19 protein-coding genes are annotated in these 16,571 nt (G+C 57.6%); 9 read left to right on the top strand and 10 right to left on the bottom strand.

The annotated features are described in order from the left end of the window. Positions 1 to 101: 101 nt before the first annotated feature. The 5 genes from nrdF to UTO39_RS05425 form a co-directional block, all read right to left on the bottom strand. Entirely contained in the window at positions 102 to 1,061 is a 960-nt protein-coding gene (gene nrdF / locus UTO39_RS05445; protein WP_320726675.1) for a class 1b ribonucleoside-diphosphate reductase subunit beta, read from the bottom strand. Between the two features lie 9 nt (positions 1,062 to 1,070). Next, positions 1,071 to 3,215: a class 1b ribonucleoside-diphosphate reductase subunit alpha gene (nrdE, locus tag UTO39_RS05440; protein ID WP_320726674.1), complete on the bottom strand. Its 2,145-nt coding sequence runs from the start codon at positions 3,213 to 3,215 to the stop codon at positions 1,071 to 1,073. After that, positions 3,188 to 3,598 carry a class Ib ribonucleoside-diphosphate reductase assembly flavoprotein NrdI gene (gene nrdI / locus UTO39_RS05435; RefSeq protein ID WP_151412882.1) on the bottom strand — a complete coding sequence of 137 codons (411 nt, stop codon included), beginning with the start codon at positions 3,596 to 3,598 and terminating at the stop codon, positions 3,188 to 3,190. The genes nrdE and nrdI overlap by 28 nt, the downstream gene beginning before the upstream one ends. After that, positions 3,595 to 3,834 (bottom strand): glutaredoxin-like protein NrdH, encoded by a 240-nt coding sequence (gene nrdH / locus UTO39_RS05430; RefSeq protein WP_080441995.1) that lies wholly within the window; start codon positions 3,832 to 3,834, stop codon positions 3,595 to 3,597. The genes nrdI and nrdH overlap by 4 nt, the downstream gene beginning before the upstream one ends. Before the next feature lie 243 nt (positions 3,835 to 4,077). After that, complete coding sequence (locus UTO39_RS05425) at positions 4,078 to 4,404, bottom strand: DUF883 domain-containing protein (protein ID WP_023308924.1); 327 nt, start codon at positions 4,402 to 4,404, stop codon at positions 4,078 to 4,080. A 160-nt stretch (positions 4,405 to 4,564) separates the two neighbouring features. Between UTO39_RS05425 and UTO39_RS05420 the strand changes: the two genes are divergently transcribed. Then, positions 4,565 to 4,909, top strand: a complete 345-nt coding sequence (locus UTO39_RS05420; RefSeq protein ID WP_023308923.1) for a DUF2002 family protein — start codon at positions 4,565 to 4,567, stop codon at positions 4,907 to 4,909. 32 nt (positions 4,910 to 4,941) lie between these two features. Here UTO39_RS05420 and alaE read toward each other — a convergent pair whose 3' ends face one another. Further along, positions 4,942 to 5,391 (bottom strand): L-alanine exporter AlaE, encoded by a 450-nt coding sequence (gene alaE, locus UTO39_RS05415; RefSeq protein ID WP_028014172.1) that lies wholly within the window; start codon positions 5,389 to 5,391, stop codon positions 4,942 to 4,944. A 493-nt stretch (positions 5,392 to 5,884) separates the two neighbouring features. Between alaE and stpA the strand changes: the two genes are divergently transcribed. Beyond that, positions 5,885 to 6,289: a DNA-binding protein StpA gene (stpA, locus tag UTO39_RS05410; protein WP_061099627.1), complete on the top strand. Its 405-nt coding sequence runs from the start codon at positions 5,885 to 5,887 to the stop codon at positions 6,287 to 6,289. Between the two features lie 38 nt (positions 6,290 to 6,327). Here the strand turns inward: stpA and UTO39_RS05405 are convergent, their stop codons facing one another. The 3 genes from UTO39_RS05405 to UTO39_RS05395 form a co-directional block, all read right to left on the bottom strand. Beyond that, a complete protein-coding gene (locus UTO39_RS05405; protein ID WP_320726673.1) occupies positions 6,328 to 6,507 on the bottom strand; it encodes a hypothetical protein in 180 nt (59 codons plus the stop codon). Between the two features lie 79 nt (positions 6,508 to 6,586). Then, a complete protein-coding gene (locus tag UTO39_RS05400; protein WP_320726672.1) occupies positions 6,587 to 7,108 on the bottom strand; it encodes a rhodanese family protein in 522 nt (173 codons plus the stop codon). Positions 7,109 to 7,117: 9 nt separating this feature from the next. After that, positions 7,118 to 7,417, bottom strand: a complete 300-nt coding sequence (locus UTO39_RS05395) for a metalloregulator ArsR/SmtB family transcription factor (protein WP_320726671.1) — start codon at positions 7,415 to 7,417, stop codon at positions 7,118 to 7,120. A 179-nt stretch (positions 7,418 to 7,596) separates the two neighbouring features. Here UTO39_RS05395 and UTO39_RS05390 point away from each other — a divergent pair, with 179 nt between their 5' ends. Continuing rightward, on the top strand, positions 7,597 to 7,755 hold the full coding sequence (locus UTO39_RS05390) for a YqaE/Pmp3 family membrane protein (RefSeq protein ID WP_014884952.1): 159 nt from the start codon (positions 7,597 to 7,599) through the stop codon (positions 7,753 to 7,755). On the opposite strand, the gene UTO39_RS05385 is transcribed toward UTO39_RS05390, so the two are convergent. Next, entirely contained in the window at positions 7,752 to 8,681 is a 930-nt protein-coding gene (locus tag UTO39_RS05385) for a LysR substrate-binding domain-containing protein (RefSeq protein ID WP_320726670.1), read from the bottom strand. The genes UTO39_RS05390 and UTO39_RS05385 overlap by 4 nt on opposite strands. Before the next feature lie 319 nt (positions 8,682 to 9,000). Between UTO39_RS05385 and UTO39_RS05380 the strand changes: the two genes are divergently transcribed. The 6 genes from UTO39_RS05380 (at position 9,001) to UTO39_RS05355 (ending at position 16,567) form a co-directional block, all read left to right on the top strand. After that, a complete protein-coding gene (locus tag UTO39_RS05380) occupies positions 9,001 to 9,606 on the top strand; it encodes an ankyrin repeat domain-containing protein (RefSeq protein ID WP_041908539.1) in 606 nt (201 codons plus the stop codon). A 108-nt stretch (positions 9,607 to 9,714) separates the two neighbouring features. Continuing rightward, positions 9,715 to 11,256, top strand: coding sequence for an acyl-CoA synthetase FdrA (gene fdrA, locus UTO39_RS05375; RefSeq protein WP_320726669.1), 1,542 nt, complete (start codon positions 9,715 to 9,717; stop codon positions 11,254 to 11,256). After that, positions 11,256 to 12,671 carry a DUF1116 domain-containing protein gene (locus UTO39_RS05370; RefSeq protein ID WP_061097311.1) on the top strand — a complete coding sequence of 472 codons (1,416 nt, stop codon included), beginning with the start codon at positions 11,256 to 11,258 and terminating at the stop codon, positions 12,669 to 12,671. Before fdrA ends, UTO39_RS05370 begins: the two co-directional genes overlap by 1 nt. Positions 12,672 to 12,682: 11 nt before the next feature. Then, positions 12,683 to 14,233, top strand: a complete 1,551-nt coding sequence (locus tag UTO39_RS05365; protein ID WP_320726668.1) for a xanthine permease — start codon at positions 12,683 to 12,685, stop codon at positions 14,231 to 14,233. Continuing rightward, a complete protein-coding gene (locus UTO39_RS05360; RefSeq protein WP_320726667.1) occupies positions 14,230 to 15,186 on the top strand; it encodes a carbamate kinase family protein in 957 nt (318 codons plus the stop codon). Before UTO39_RS05365 ends, UTO39_RS05360 begins: the two co-directional genes overlap by 4 nt. Position 15,187: 1 nt before the next feature. Continuing rightward, a complete protein-coding gene (locus UTO39_RS05355) occupies positions 15,188 to 16,567 on the top strand; it encodes an amidohydrolase family protein (RefSeq protein WP_320726666.1) in 1,380 nt (459 codons plus the stop codon). The last annotated feature ends 4 nt before the right edge of the window (positions 16,568 to 16,571 follow it).

The raw sequence follows: 16,571 nt of genomic DNA, 5'->3' as shown, positions 1-16,571 counted from the left end.
TTCAGGCGAATATGACGGGGAAATTACAGTGTAGTGCCTGGGGAAATAGTGGTGTCGAAATAATGTGATTTATATTTAATTAATGAACGTTAATTCATACATTAAAAATCCCAGTCCTCATCTTCTGTCTCCACCGCTTTACCCATCACGTACGACGATCCGGACCCGGAGAAGAAATCGTGGTTTTCATCGGCATTCGGCGACAGCGCCGCCAGAATAGCCGGGTTTACCTCCGCCATCTCCGGCGGGAATAGCGCGTCGTAGCCCAGGTTCATCAGCGCTTTGTTCGCGTTGTAGCAGAGGAACGCTTTTACGTCCTCTTCCCAGCCCGTTCCGGCGTACAGTTCTTCGGTATAGCTCAGCTCGTTGTCGTACAGATCCATCAGCAAATCGAGGGCGAAACCTTTGAGTTCCTCGCGTTTTTCCGGGCTGACTTTCTCCAGCCCTTTCTGGTACTTATAGCCGATGTAATAGCCGTGCACCGCCTCGTCACGAATGATGAGGCGAATCAAATCGGCGGTGTTGGTGAGCTTGCCCCGGCTCGACCAGTACATCGGCAGCCAGAAGCCGGAATAGAAGAGGAAGGATTCCAGAAACACGCTGGCGATCTTCTTCTTCAGCGGCTCGTCGGCGCGGTAATATTCCAGCACCAGCTCCGCCTTGCGCTGCAATGACTCGCTCTCTTCGCTCCAGGCGTAGGCCGCTTCAACGTCTTTGGTCTGGCACAGCGTCGAGAAAATCGAGCTGTAGGAGCGGGCGTGCACCGCCTCCATAAAGCTGATGTTCGACATCACCGCCTCTTCGTGCGGCGTCAGCGCATCGCTCATCAGTGCGGGGGCACCGACGGTATTCTGAATGGTGTCCAGCAGCGTCAGGCCGGTAAAGACGCGGATCGTCAGCTGCTGTTCGGCGTGGCTCAGCGTCTGCCAGGCCGGAATATCGTTGGAGAGCGGCACCTTTTCCGGCAGCCAGAAGTTGCTGGTCAGGCGGTTCCACACCTCCAGGTCTTTATCGTCCTGGATTTTGTTCCAGTTAACGGCACTCACGCGTGACAGTTTCATCCTTTCTCCTTACAGCGCGCAGGACACGCAGCCTTCGATTTCGGTGCCTTCCAGCGCAAGCTGGCGCAGGCGAATGTAGTACAGCGTTTTGATGCCTTTCTTCCAGGCGTAGATCTGCGCTTTATTGATGTCCCGCGTGGTGGCGGTGTCCGGGAAGAAGAGCGTCAGCGACAGCCCCTGATCCACGTGCTTTGTCGCCTCGGCGTAGGTATCAATGATTTTCTCCGGGCCGATTTCGTACGCGTCCTGGTACAGCGCCAGGTTCTCGTTGGTCATAAACGGGGCAGGGTAGTAGACGCGTCCGGTTTTGCCTTCTTTACGAATTTCAATCTTCGACACGATCGGATGAATGCTTGACGTGGCGTGGTTGATGTAGGAAATCGAACCGGTTGGCGGCACGGCCTGCAGGTTCTGGTTATAGATGCCGTAGCGCATCACGTCGTCGCGCAGTTGCTGCCACATCTCGCGCGTCGGCAGGGTAATCCCCGCGCGGGCGAACAGTTCGCGCACTTTTTTGGTTTTCGGCTGCCACTCGCCTTCCAGATACTGGCTGAAATACGCCCCGCTGGCGTAGCGCGACTGCTCAAAGCCTGCGAACCGCTGGCTGCGCTCGCGCGCCAGCATCATTGAGGTGTGCAGCGCATGCCAGGTGACGGTGTAGAAATAGAGGTTGGTGAAGTCCAGCCCCTCCGGACTGCCGTAGGCGATGCCCTCGCGCGCCAGATACCCGTGCAGGTTCATCTGCCCAAGGCCGATGGCGTGCGACGCGGCGTTGCCCGCCTCAATGGACGGCACGCTGCGGATGTGGCTCATGTCGGAGACCGCCGTCAGCCCGCGAATGGCGGTCTCCACCGTGCGGCCAAAATCTGGCGAATCCATGGTGTGGGCAATATTGAGCGAGCCGAGGTTGCAGGAGATATCTTTGCCGATCTCCGCGTAGTCCAGGTTCTCGTCGTAGCTGGACGCGCTGTTGACCTGCAAAATTTCCGAGCACAGGTTGCTCATGTTGATGCGCCCGGCAATCGGGTTGGCGCGGTTTACCGTGTCTTCGTACATGATGTACGGATAGCCGGATTCAAACTGAATTTCGGCCAGCGTCTGGAAGAAATCGCGGGCGTTGATGTACTTCTTGCGAATGCGATTGTCGGCTACCAGCTCGTCGTACAGCTCGCTGATGGCCACGTCGCCAAAGGCTTTGCCGTAAATTCGCTCCACGTCATACGGCGAGAAAAGCGCCATGTCGGCATTCTCTTTGGCCAGTTTAAAGGTGATGTCCGGGATCGTCACGCCGAGCGACAGGGTTTTGATGCGGATTTTTTCGTCTGCGTTTTCGCGCTTGGTATCGAGAAAACGCAGAATGTCCGGGTGATGCGCGTGCAGGTAAACCGCTCCCGCGCCCTGGCGTGCGCCAAGCTGGTTGGCATAGGAGAACGCATCTTCCAGCATCTTCATCACCGGGATCACGCCGGAGGACTGGTTTTCGATGCGCTTGATTGGCGCGCCCGCTTCACGCAGGTTCGAGAGCAGAAACGCCACGCCGCCGCCGCGTTTGGAAAGCTGCAGCGCCGAGTTTACCGCGCGACCAATCGACTCCATATTGTCTTCGATGCGCAGCAGGAAGCAGGAGACCAGCTCGCCGCGCTGGGCTTTACCGCAGTTGAGAAACGTCGGCGTGGCGGGCTGGAAGCGGCCGGAGAGGATCTCCTCCGTCAGCCGTTCAGCCAGCGCTTCATCGCCCTGGGCCAGCGTCAGCGCCACCATCACGGTGCGATCTTCAAAGCTTTCCAGGTAGCGTTTGCCGTCGAAGGTTTTCAGGGTGTAGCTGGTGTAGAACTTCCATGCGCCGAGGAAGGTCTGGAAACGAAAACCGCTGGCATGGGCGCGTTCAAACAGTTTCACCACGAATGCGCGGTCGTAGCGGGTCAGCACGCGCTCCTCGTAATAACCTTCGTTAACCAGATAGTCGAGACGTTCCTGCTGGCTGCCAAAAGCAATGCTGTTCGGACGGACGTGGGCGGCGAAAAAGGCCTCTACCGCCTCGCGATCTTTGCCAAACTGAATATGCCCCTCCCGGTCATAGAGGTTAAGCATCGCGTTTAATGCGTGGTAGTCCGGCGTAGCCTGAATTACCCGTTCTGCGGTTGTCGTTGCCAAAATTCGTTCACTCCTTTACGCACGTTTTCTACGTCCTGCTGTGTCCCCATCAGCTCAAAGCGATAGAGATACGGCACGCCGCATTTTTGAGAGATGACATCCCCGGCGCGGCCAAAGGCATCGCCAAAATTACGATTGCCCGCCGCGATCACGCCCCGAATCAGTTCCCGGTTATGAGGATCGTTCAGGAAACGGATCACCTGGCGAGGTACCGCTCCTGCCGTACCGCCCCCGCCATAGCTGGGCACCACCAGAATGTAAGGTTCGTCCACCTGAATGCGCTCCCGCTCGTTGAGCGGAATACGCACCGCAGGCAGCCCGAGGCGCTCAATAAAGCGGAGCGTGTTTTCTGAGCTGCTGGAGAAGAAGACCAGCCCACTCATGCACGCGTGGCCTGAGCGCTCAGGCGGTTAATCATGTCCGGGCGAAAGCCAGACCAGCTGGTATCACCGGCAACCACCACCGGAAGCTGACGAAATCCCTGTTCGCGCAGGGTATCCGCGGCCTCGGGCACCAGGTCGATATTCACCATCTCAAACGCCACGCCGCGGCTCTCCATCGCCCGTTTGGTGGCGTGGCACTGAACGCAATCGTTACGAGTGTAAATAATAATGCTCATGATTCGTATTTCCATTTAGAATGAGAAAACGGCGCGAGTTAACGCATCATAGAGTATGTGTCTTTCTAAAGGGAATACTAGATGTAGTTGATAAAAGATTCAACCATACAAGATATGGGAAATTCAGATTGATGTTGCCCTGATGATGAGCACAGCGGGGCAGGGCTGGCTGTACGGGTTTTTCAGGCTTATGGGCATAAAAAAGCCCCGGCGCCTGAGGCTACCGGGGTTGAGAACGCGGGTTTACTTACGCAGGCTGAGCAGGGCTCCGACAAAAATGCCGACCGCCGCGACGGTGCCCAGCGTACAAAGCGGTTTTTCACGTACGAAGGTCGTAGCACAGCTTGCCATGTCGCAAGCAGCCTGCGTAGCGCGTGAACGTCCGTTCATACGGGCGCGGGTTTCACGGAGCAGAGACTGAGCCTTACGTTTCGCTGCATCTGCTTCATCCTTCGCATCCGATCCCCAGGATTTCAGCACTTCCTCAAGCGTGTCCGCTAATTGGCTGACATCATTACGAATATCCTGCGCGTCGTCGTTAATATCGTTTCGGTTCGGTCTGTTAAACATACGATCCTCCGTAATTTTGTGTTCCCGTTTAGTTTAGTTCAGAAATTTAATATCTGAAGCGCGTCACGCGTTATCCGCCAGTTTATGGACTATTCTGAAAGCCCTGCTAATGCTGATTACTGTAAGGTTGCCGGGCAGGAAAAGATAACGAGGAAAAGATATGTATTTACGACCTGACGAGGTGGCACGCGTTCTTGAAAAAGAGGGATTCACCATGGATGAGGTGACGCCAAAAGCGTATGGATATCGCCGCGGCGAGAATTATGTTTATGTTAATCGTGAAGCCAGGATGGGACGTACCGCTCTCATTATTCACCCGACGCTGAAAGACAGAAGTCTGTCATTTGCTGAGCCTGCCTCGGATATTAAAACCTGCGATCACTATCAGCAATTTCCGCTCTATTTAGGCGGTGAACGGCATGAGCATTATGGTATTCCGCACGGTTTCAGTTCGCGTATGGCGCTGGAGCGGTTTCTGAAGGGACTGTTTGGCGACGTACAGTAAATCTGCGACTGGCTTTCGCCAGTCGCTTCACATTACGCTTTTACCTGGCCGTACTGGCTGACCTTAAACAGGCGGCGGCAGTAGTCGAGGAAATAGCCGTATACCGCACCCATCAGCATTGATACCACGATATTCGAACTGACCGCTGCGGCGATCTGGTGCCAGTCCGCGCCCACTGTCAGGAGAATAGCCACGTAGACCGGAGACTGGAACGTGACGTACGCCAGCACGTCGGCAAGGTTTTTCATCCAGCCCGCCGGGCTGATACGGCGCGCGAAACGCATAACGGCATCGCGGTATAGCCCGTAAGGCCAGGCGATAATAATATTGACCGGGATCGCCACCAGACGAGAGGAAAGTGACTGCTCGAAGGTCATTCCGGAGAGGAATATTTCAATCAGCATGTTCACAACGGAACAGTAGACAACCATCGCGAAAGTATCCGCCACCGCATGGCGCAGGCGAGATTGCGGCGAGAACATGTCTGAACTCCTTGAGAAGAACGCAGTGGAATCGGTTTTCCTTCAGCGGTTAGTGCTTTAGGTTGGTTTGTTTGAGCTGTATAGCGTATATCTCTATCTTTGAACTAACAACTAGTGATTAATTTTTATTTAATCGCTTTTTGTCCACAAAATTCTCTAAAGTTGATTGTTTTTTGTTCGGTTCGTTATAATCTGTCTCATTCAAGATGTTATCTTTATAAATCAAGAAGTTAAGGTTTTCGCTGCTGACGCAAAAATCCGCTCCCCTGATGGGAGCGCAGTATGCTGTGATTTGGATTAAAGTTGACCATTTATATTGATACGGTGATTGGATCAACATGTTTCCCGCAAATGCTCTACGCTATTATTAACGGCGATATTTAAATATATTTACATTTATGCCCGTACGGCCCCTTGGGTAGATATTTCAACTGAAATGAATTATTCTGTTGGCGATTTATCTATTTACCCCAAAGAAAAGGTTTTCAATAATATGTCTTTGACGTTACAGAATCTTAATAATATCCGAACCCTGCGCGCGATGGCGCGTGAATTATCCCTGGACGTTCTTGAGGAAATGCTGGAAAAGGTCAGGGTCGTTACTGAAGAAAAACGCAATGAGCTGGCGGAATTAGAGCAGCAGCGCGCTGAACAGCAGGAAAAAATTAATGCCCTGCTGGAACTGATGAAAGCCGACGGTATTTCTCCGACTGACCTGCTGGGTTCAGAACTGGCGCAGGCGGGTAAACCGACTAAAAAGCGTAAACCGCGTGAAGCGAAATATCGCTTTATTGACCAGAACGGTGAAGAGAAAACGTGGACCGGCCAGGGCCGCACGCCGAAGCCTATTGCCAGCGCGCTGGCAGAGGGTAAATCACTGGATGATTTTCTGATCTAATACGCGGACCGGGCGGAACACGCCGCCCGGTCGTCTGTTCAGCAGACGCCGAAATCACCATCCTCGGTATACGGCGCCAAATCGGCCGCTTTCAGCGTATATTTCTCGCCCTGTTCATTGCTGGCCTGTACCGCCACCACGCTTTCACCGTTCACTTCGAGCACTTTCAGCTTTGGGCCGCCTTTAAGTGGTTGCACATAATCACCGACAGAAAACATATAACCTCCTCATCGTTTAAGCGATCTTCACCTTAGCCGACGTCTGATGCCGGGTACAGCGTAATTCATTGATTACTGCTTATGAGGTATGACGGTTCCACGGCATCACTTTCAGCAACCGTGCCATACCGCAAAAACCTGTCACACCGGCGAACAGCAGCCCGGCACCGACGAAACCGCTCAGCAGGAAAAAGCCGCTGGAGACGCTATAACCCAGCACCACGCCGCAGAGGATCAGCAGCCCGGCGGCAATTTGTACCTGCCGCATCAGCGGGAGCGGCTGGGTTTTATCTTCAACTGTCAGCAATCCGGCCTGCTTCCAGCCCTGAAGGCCACCCTCAACCACGAAGGCCTGAGCCGGCAACGCTGCCTGCGCAAGTCGCGCAGCATTGTTTGATGTCCGTGCCCCGGACTGACAGTGGAAAATCACCGTTTCACCAGCCCTCGCGTTAAGCCCGCCGGGTAGCTTATCCAGCGGCACCGACTGTGCCCCGGAAATATGCTCGCGGGCATATTCGTCGGCATCACGAATATCGATCATTCTCGCCCCCTCAGCCACGCGGGCGTGGGCCTGTTGTGGGGTAATCAGTGGAAGTGACATAGCGGCTCCTTACGGGCAATAAAGGGTTTTCAGGGTGCTGATGAGCTGATGCACCGCATCGTTTTTAATGAAATAGAGAATGCGCTGCGCCTCGCGGGTGTTGTCGATGAGCCCTTCCTCACGCATACGCGCCAGATGCTGCGACGTGGCGGAGGGGCTAAGCCCCGTGGCGCGCGCCAGATCGCCCGCGCTGGTGCCTGGTGCGCCACACAATGTGCACAGGATTAGCAGCCGACGCGGATTGCTCATCGCTTTCAAAAGGGCGGCGGCCTGCCCGGCGCTGGCCTGAAGTTGTTCGAGTTCGGTCATGTTAGTTTAGTATTTGCTTAATTAAGTAAATGCTAAACTAAATGCGCCTGTTAAACCAGTGTCAAAAGCGTAAAAGAGGGTAAAAGGGAGGGAGCACTATGGCATAAGCCGATAAACTGGCTACGCTTAAAGTAGATACTCTTTTTTATTTTCAACTGGTTAGCTTGCAGGGAGTCTTTATGGGTTTTTGGCGTATTGTCTTTACGATTATTCTTCCTCCACTGGGCGTGCTGCTTGGCAAAGGGTTTGGCTGGGCGTTTATCCTGAATATTCTTCTGACCCTACTGGGCTACATTCCTGGTCTTATCCACGCGTTCTGGGTCCAGACCAAAAGCTAAGTGCGCCACAGTAAATCGCTATAGATGCTCGTCAGCACGCCCGCTGGACCAAACTGCTGTTTAATCCAGCGCGTCACCTGGCCGGTCGCCGCATGCTGCGTGGCGAGCAGCATGCGCGAGTCCTGACGCGGGTTGTTGATGCGCCGCGTAATGAGCAGACCGTCTTCCACCGCCTCCCTCGCCATGTATTCCGGCAAAAAGCCAATCCCTTCCCCCAGAATCTGACACTGGCATTTGGTGTTGAAATCCGGCACCAGAATCGCCTCCTGTCCGTGCAGCAGCCAGCCGACCTTCTTGTTGATGGTATGCGCGGTGTCTTCCACCATGATGTTGGGGTACAGGCGCAGCTGGCTCTCCGCTATCGGTTCGGGAACAAAGGCGAGGGGATGTTCCGGCGCGATGGCAAACACCCAGCGAATGGCGCCAATTTCGGTGTAATCAATCCCGCCGCCGTCCAGCAGGGTGTCCGGCGCGCCAATCGCAATGTTGGCCTGATTGTTGATGATCGAGTCCCAGACGCCGTTATACACCTCGGTCGTCACCGTGATCTGGCAGGTGGGAAACTGCTTTTTCAGCACCTGCAGCAGCCTTGCGGTATGGCGTGGCGTATAGAGGAGCTGATTAATGCAGATGCGCACCCGCGCCTCAATGCCCTGTGAAATGGTATCAATCCCGCGCTTGATGGCGTGAAAATCGTTCAGCAGGTCGGTGGCTTTACGGTAAAAGTAAAAGCCGGACTCCGTCAGCTCGATGCTGCGCGTGTTGCGCACAAACAGCACCACGTCCAGCCCGGTCTCCATGCGCTTGATGGTGTAGCTGATGGCGGAGGTCGTCACGCCCAGCTCGGCGGCGGCTTTGCTGAAGCTGCCGAAGCGTGCCGCGGTGGTGAAGGCCAGCAGATTCTCTTCGGTAAAGATGGAATTCATATCACGGCGTCCTCAGCCATCAGTTTTGAACATATTTTAACAGCGCCGTTACATCACATTTGAAGTGGGTCACAGTTCTGACTATTTACGCGAAGCCGCGTCATGCAAGGCTTTTTAAACCATAAGGATAATGCTGCCTGAGGCGCTAAAAAGCGGTAAACCATAAGAAAAAGGTTGCACAGACGCACGTTTTAGCCTGACTGTTGAATTTAACTCAACAATGAATTGCGTGTCGATGAATCATTTTTAAGCGGATTCTTTTGTGACCAGGCTGTTGCTATTCTCAGGTCATCAGAAGTGAAACATTGGGAGACTGAATATGTCTGCAAACGCACTCGTTACGGAATTTCTGCTGGCGGCAGAAGAGGGCAACATCGACGCGCTAAAAGCCTGCCTGGATAACGGCGTGGATATTAACGCCACCAACCGCCAGAAAAGAACCGCCATTATTATTGCCAGCCTGAAAAAGCATTACGCCTGCGTGGAGTTTTTAATTGCCGCCGGCGCGGATATTGATAAACAGGACCAGACCTGTTTTAACCCCTTCCTGATTAGCTGCCTGACTAATGATTTAACCCTGCTGCGCATCGTTCTTCCGGCGAATCCGGATCTTGACCGCCTGACGCGCTTTGGCGGCGTGGGCATTACCCCTGCCAGTGAAAAAGGCCACGTTGAAATCGTCCGCGAGCTGCTGGAAAAAACCGATATTAACGTCAACCACACCAACTTTGTCGGCTGGACGCCGCTGCTGGAAGCCATCGTGCTGAATGACGGCGGCGCTAAGCAGCAGGAGATCGTCAAGCTGCTGCTGGACCACGGTGCGAACCCGCACATGACCGATAAATACGGTAAAACCCCGCTCGAACTGGCGCGGGAAAAAGGCTTCGATGCAATAGCCGACCTGCTGCTGGCGGCGGGCGCATAACGCATTCGGCCAGCCACGTCCGGCTGGCCGTTAATTCAAAAAAGTATTTCTACCGACGTGCATTCTGCGCGACGGCGGCCCCCTTTTATCCGCATTCAGGAGAAAACAATGCCAACCAAAATCGTCATAAAAAAGAACACGTACTTTGATTCGGTGTCGTTGATGTCCGTTTCCACCAAAGCCAATAAATTGCCGGGCGTCGAGCAGGCCTTTGTCGCCATGGCGACGGAAATGAACAAAGGCGTATTAAAAAACCTCGGGCTATTAACGCCGGAATTAGCCGACGCCAAAAACGGCGACCTGATGATCGTGATTAAAGGCGACGCGGCGAATGATGAAACCCTGGCCGCTATTGAGGCGTTATTCACGCGTAAAGAGAGCGGCGGCACCCACGAAGCACGCTACGCGACGATTGCCAGCGCCAAAACCCATCGCCCGGACAGCAACCTTGCGGTGATTTCCGTTAACGGCACCTTTGCCGCACGCGAAGCGCGCCAGGCGCTGGAAAACGATCTTAACGTCATGCTCTTTTCCGATAACGTGTCGCTCGACGACGAGCTGGCGCTGAAGCAGCTGGCGCACCAGAAAGGGCTGCTGATGATGGGGCCGGACTGCGGCACCGCCATTATCAACGGCGCGGGACTGTGCTTCGCCAACGCGGTGCGCCGCGGGGCGATTGGTATCGTCGGCGCCTCCGGCACCGGCAGCCAGGAGCTGAGCGTGCGCATCCATGAATTCGGCGGCGGCGTGTCGCAGCTGATCGGCACCGGCGGGCGCGATCTCAGCGAAAAAATCGGCGGCCTGATGATGCTCGACGCTATCGACATGCTCGAAGCCGACGAGGGCAGCCAGGTCATCGCGCTGATCTCTAAGCCGCCGGCCCCTGCCGTGGCGGAGAAGGTGCTGGCCCGCGCGCGCGCCTGCCGCAAGCCGGTGGTTGTCTGTTTCCTCGGCCGCAGCGAACCGCCCGCCGATGAAGACGGCCTGCAGTTTGCCCGCGGCACCAAAGAGGCGGCGCTGAAGGCGGTGCTGCTCACCGGCGTTAAAAAAGAGTCGCTGGATTTACACCCGCTCAACTGGCCGCTGATTGAAGAGGTGCGCGCCCGCCTGACCCCACAGCAGAAGTACATTCGCGGCCTGTTCTGCGGCGGCACCCTGTGCGATGAGGCGATGTTCGCGGCGCTTGCGAAATTCGACGATGTCTACAGCAACATCCAGCCGGATCCGGCTAAGCGTCTGAAAGACATCAGCGTTAGCCAGGCCCACACCTTCCTCGACTTTGGCGACGACGACTTCACCAACGGCAAGCCGCACCCGATGATCGACCCGACCAACCGCATCAGCCGCCTGCTGCAGGAGGCGCGCGATCCGGAGGTGGGCGTCATCGTGATGGACTTCGTGCTCGGCTTCGGCGCGCACGAGGATCCGGTCGGCGTGATGCTCGACGCTATTAAAGAGGCGCAGGCGATCGCGAAGGCCGATAACCGTCCGCTGGAGATCCTCGGCTACGTGCTCGGCACCGACCAGGATCCGCAGTCCCTGGCGCAGCAGTGCCAGCTGTTGACGGACGCAGGCGTGATCTGGGCCAGCAGCAGCACCAATACCGGATTACTGGCACGCGAATTTGTCTGCAAAGGGGAGAAAGCATAATGACGACCTTATTCAACCAGCCGCTGAACGTGATTAACGTCGGCATTGCGATGTTCAGCGACGACCTCAAAAAACAGCACGTTCCCGTCACCCGGCTGGACTGGACGCCGCCGGGGCAGGGCAATATGCAGGTGGTGGAGGCGCTCGACCAGCTGGCGGAAAAACCGCTGGCGGAGAAGATCGCCGCCGCGAACAAAATCGCCCTTGAGCGCATTATTCAGTCCCATCCGGTGCTGGTGGGCTATGACCAGGCGATTAACGTGGTGCCGGGCATGACCCGCACCACCATTCTGCACGCCGGTCCGCCGGTTTCCTGGGAGAACATGTGCGGGGCGATGAAGGGCGCGGTCACCGGGGCGCTGGTGTTTGAAGGGCTGGCGACGGATCTGGAGGATGCCGCAAGGCTGGCGGCTTCAGGCGATATCACCTTCTCGCCGTGCCACGAGCACGACTGCGTGGGCTCGATGGCGGGCGTCACCTCCGCGTCGATGTTTATGCACATCGTTGAGAACAAAACCTACGGCAACCGCGCGTTCACCAACCTCAGTGAGCAGATGGCGAAAATCCTGCGCATGGGCGCCAACGACCAGAGCGTGATCGACCGCCTGAACTGGATGCGCGACGTGCTCGGCCCGATGCTGCGCGACGCGATGAAGATTATCGGCGAAATCGACCTGCGCCTGATGCTGGCCCAGGCGCTGCACATGGGCGACGAGTGCCACAACCGCAACAACGCGGGCACCACGCTGCTGATCCAGGCCCTGACGCCGGGGCTGATCCAGGCGGGCTATCCGGTGGAGCAGCAGCGCGAGGTGTTCGAGTTTGTCGCCAGCAGCGACTACTTCTCTGGCCCGACGTGGATGGCGATGTGTAAAGCCGCGCTGGACGCCGCCCACGGCATTGAGTACAGCACCGTCGTCACCACTATGGCGCGCAACGGCTACGAGTTCGGCCTGCGCGTCTCCGGCCTGCCGGGGCAGTGGTTCACCGGCCCGGCGCAGCAGGTGATTGGCCCGATGTTCGCGGGCTACAGGCCGGAAGACTCCGGGCTGGACATCGGCGACAGCGCCATCACCGAAACCTACGGCATCGGCGGCTTTGCGATGGCGACGGCCCCGGCGATCGTTGCGCTGGTGGGCGGCACGGTGGAGGAAGCGATCGACTTCTCCCGCCAGATGCGCGAGATCACCCTCGGCGAAAACCCGAACGTCACTATTCCGCTGCTCTCGTTTATGGGCATTCCAACCGCCATCGACATCACGAAGGTTGCGGGCAGCGGCATTTTGCCGGTCATTAACACCGCCATTGCCCACAAGGACGCGGGCATCGGCATGATTGGGGCGGGCATCGTTCACCCGCCGTTTAGCTGTTTTGAAAAGGCGCTGTTGACCTTCCGCGATCGCTACTTTTTATAAGGCATGCATCCATGAAAAACATGAAACTGGAGTGGAAAAGAGGTGACTGGGCGGCATATTTCGGGTTGATGACCAACAACTTAACGAATTTGCTGACCATGATGGGGCTGCTCATTTTTGTCGTCGGCATCCCGAAGGAGATTGTTTATGGACGCATCGCGCCGGCCTTCGGGCTGGCGGTACTGGTGGCGAGTATCTGCTACGCCTGGTTTGGCCTGCAGATGGCGCGCGCCACCGGACGAAAGGACGTCACCGCGCTGCCGTCCGGCCCGAGCGCGCCGTCGATTTTCACCGTGACCTTCCTGGTGCTGATGCCCGTCTACCAGCAAACCGGCGATGCGGATTTCGCGATCCAGATTGGCCTGGTGTGGTGCTTCGTGGAAGCGATGATCCTCGCGGGCGGCTCGTTCCTGGGGGAGACCATCCGCAAGATGATCCCGCGCACCGTGCTGCTGTCGTGCCTGTCCGGGCTTGGCCTGCTGCTGCTGGCGATGAACCCGATGCTGCAGGCGTTCGAGGCGCCTACCGTGTCGTTCATCGTCCTGCTGCTGATCTTTATCAACTGGTTCGGTAAAAAGCCGATTTTCGCCAAAATCCCGACAGGTCTGCTGTTGCTGATTGCCGGTACGGCATTAGCGTGGATCTCCGGCCTGCAAAGCCCGGAAGCCATCAAAGCGTCTATGTCCTCCTTCGGCTTTAACCCGCCGCAGGTGCACGTGGACAGCTTTATGCAGGGGCTGCCGCACGCGCTGCCGTATCTGGCGTCCGCCGTGCCGCTGGGGCTGGCTAACTACATCTTTGACCTGGAGAACATTGAAAGCGCCCACGCGGCGGGGGATGAGTACCCGACCCGCAAGATAATGCTGGCGAACGGCCTGGCGTCGATGCTCGGCTGCCTGATGGGCAACCCGTTCCCGGTCACGGTCTACGTCGGCCACCCGGGCTGGAAAGCGATGGGCGCCAGCATCGGCTACACGCTGGCCTCCGGGGTGACCATGTTCATCGTGCCGCTGTTCGGGCTGGGGGCGTTTATGCTCGCCATCATTCCGATGACCGCCATCGTGCCGATTCTGGTGTTTATCGGCGTCGTCACCGCCAACCAGGTGGTGAGGGAGACGCCCAAAGTGGAGGTGCCGGTGATCTTCATCTGCCTGTTCCCGTGGATCGCCAACTGGGCGCTGACCATGATGAACAGCGTGATGGGAGCGGCGGGCACCAGCGCGGCGAAAATCGGCACCGACGTGCTGCACAGCAAGGGGATTTACTACGAAGGCCTGGTGCACCTCGGTAACGGCGCGCCGCTCGCCAGCATGCTCTGGGGCTGTATCGCCATCTTCGCCATCATCAACAAGCCGCTGCGCGGGGCCGTTGCGGCGGCGGGTGGAGCATTGCTGGCGCTGTTTGGGGTGATCCACGCCCCGGTGGTGGGCTTCGCCGAGGGCAGTTCGCTAATGTTCGTCACGGCCTACCTGATGATGGGCGGCATGTTTGTGGTGAAGCATTTCCTCGACAGCCGGGAAGTTGCGAGCGCTGAAGTTACCGTTGTGAAGGAAAACGTATGAAAGAGCTTATGGTCGTCGCCATCGGCGGCAACAGCATTATCAAAGACAACGCCAGCCAGTCGGTTGAACATCAGGCGCAGGCGGTGAAAGCGGTGGCAGAGTCGGTGCTGGAAATGCTGGCCTCGGACTATGACATTGTGCTCACCCACGGTAACGGCCCCCAGGTGGGGCTGGATCTGCGCCGTGCCGAAATCGCCCACGAGCGGGAGGGGCTGCCGCTGACCCCGCTGGCCAACTGCGTGGCGGACACCCAGGGCGGCATCGGCTACCTCATCCAGCAGGCGCTCAACAACCGCCTGGCGGCGCGCGGGGAGCAAAAGGCGGTCACGGTCGTTACCCAGGTGGAGGTGGATAAAAACGATCCCGCCTTTACGCACCCGACGAAACCGATCGGCGCGTTCTTTAGCGAGGCGCAGCGCGATGAGCTGCTGCAGGCGTATCCGGACTGGCATTTTGTCGAGGACTCAGGCCGCGGCTATCGCCGCGTGGTGGCCTCGCCGCAGCCGCTCTGCATCGTTGAGGCGGATGCCATCAAGACCCTCACGCAGAAAGGTTTTGTGGTGATCGGCGCGGGCGGGGGCGGTATTCCGGTCGTACGCAGCGAACAGGGCGACTACCAGAGCGTCGATGCGGTAATTGATAAAGATCTCTCCACCGCGCTGCTGGCGCGCGAGATCCGCGCCGACGTGCTGGCGATCACCACCGGCGTGGAGAAGGTGTGCGTTAACTTCGGCAAGCCGAACCAGCAGGCGCTGGGCACCGTCAGCGTGGCGCAGATGACGCGCTACATGGACGAAGGCCACTTCCCGGCGGGCAGCATGCTGCCCAAAATCGTCGCGTCGCTGGAGTTTTTACGCCACGGCGGCAGGCGAGTGATCATCACTTCGCCGGACTGCCTGCCCGCGGCGCTGCGAGGTGAAACGGGTACCCATATTGTTAATGAAGGAAGATAAGATGAATGAGAATAAAAGCCGCCGCGAGTTTATCAGCCAGAGCGGCAAAATGGTCACCGCCTGCGCGCTGTTTGGCGCCACCGGCTCCGTCGCGTATGCTGCGGATACCGCAAAGCCAACCTGCGAGACGGGCAAACCGATGAACATCACCGCAAAACACTACTACCTCGACAACGTGCTGCTGGAGGCCGGATTCAACTTCGACGGCAGCGTGGCGACGAGCACCCGCACCGAGCTGAAAACGCTGGAGATCAAAGACGGGAAGATCGTTGCCCTGCGCGACAACGGCAGCCACGCCGACGCGACCCTGCCGCACTACGACGCGGGTAAAAAGCTGATGCTTCCGGCGATGCGCGACATGCACATTCACCTGGATAAAACCTTCTACGGCGGTCCGTGGTGCTCGCTGAACCGCCCGGCAGGCACCACCATTCAGGACATGATCCGCCTTGAACAGAAGCTGCTGCCGGAGCTACAGCCCTACACCCAGGAGCGCGCGGAGGCGCTTATCGACCTGATCCAGTCGAAAGGTTCCACCATCGCCCGCAGCCACTGCAATATAGAGCCGGTTTCCGGCCTGAAAAACCTGGAAAATCTGCAGGCGGTGCTGGCGCGCCGGGCCGCAGGCTTTGACTGCGAAATCGTCGCCTTCCCGCAGCACGGCCTGCTGCTCTCCAACGCTGAAAAGCTGATGCGCGAGGCGATGCAGGCCGGGGCGCACTACGTGGGCGGGCTGGACCCAACCAGCGTTGACGGCGCGATGGAGAAATCCCTCGATCTGATGTTCCAGATTGCGCTGGATTACGACAAAGGGGTGGACATTCACCTGCACGAAACCAGCCCGGCGGGCGTGGCGGCGGTGAACTATATGGTGGAAACCGTGGAGAAAACGCCGGCGCTGAAGGGCAAGCTGACCATCAGCCACGCCTTCGCGCTGGCGACGCTCAACGAGCAGCAGGTGGATGAGATTGCCACCCGCATGGCGGCGCAGCAGGTGACCATCGCCTCCACCGTGCCGATTGGTACCCTGCACATGCCGCTGAAGCAGCTGCGGGAGAAGGGCGTGTTCGTGATGACGGGAACCGACAGCGTGATCGACCACTGGTCGCCGTACGGTTCAGGGGACATGCTGGAAAAAGCCAATCTCTACGCCCAGCTCTATATTCGCCCGAACGAGCAGACGCTCTCCCGCGCGCTCGGCATCGCCACCGGCGACGTGCTGCCGCTGAACGATAAAGGCGAACGCGTGTGGCCGAAAGCGCAGGACGACGCGAGCTTTGTGCTGGTGGATGCCTCCTGCTCCGCCGAGGCGGTGGCGCGCATTTCACCGCGCACCGCGACGTTCCACAAGGGCAACCTCGTCTGGGGCACGGTCGCCTGACGCC

Source organism: Enterobacter sp. 118C5 (assembly GCF_034107645.1).
Lineage (GTDB): Bacteria > Pseudomonadota > Gammaproteobacteria > Enterobacterales > Enterobacteriaceae > Enterobacter > Enterobacter nematophilus.
The sequence above is the reverse complement of the archived record's forward strand: the minus strand, read 5'-3'. Positions and strand labels throughout refer to the sequence as shown.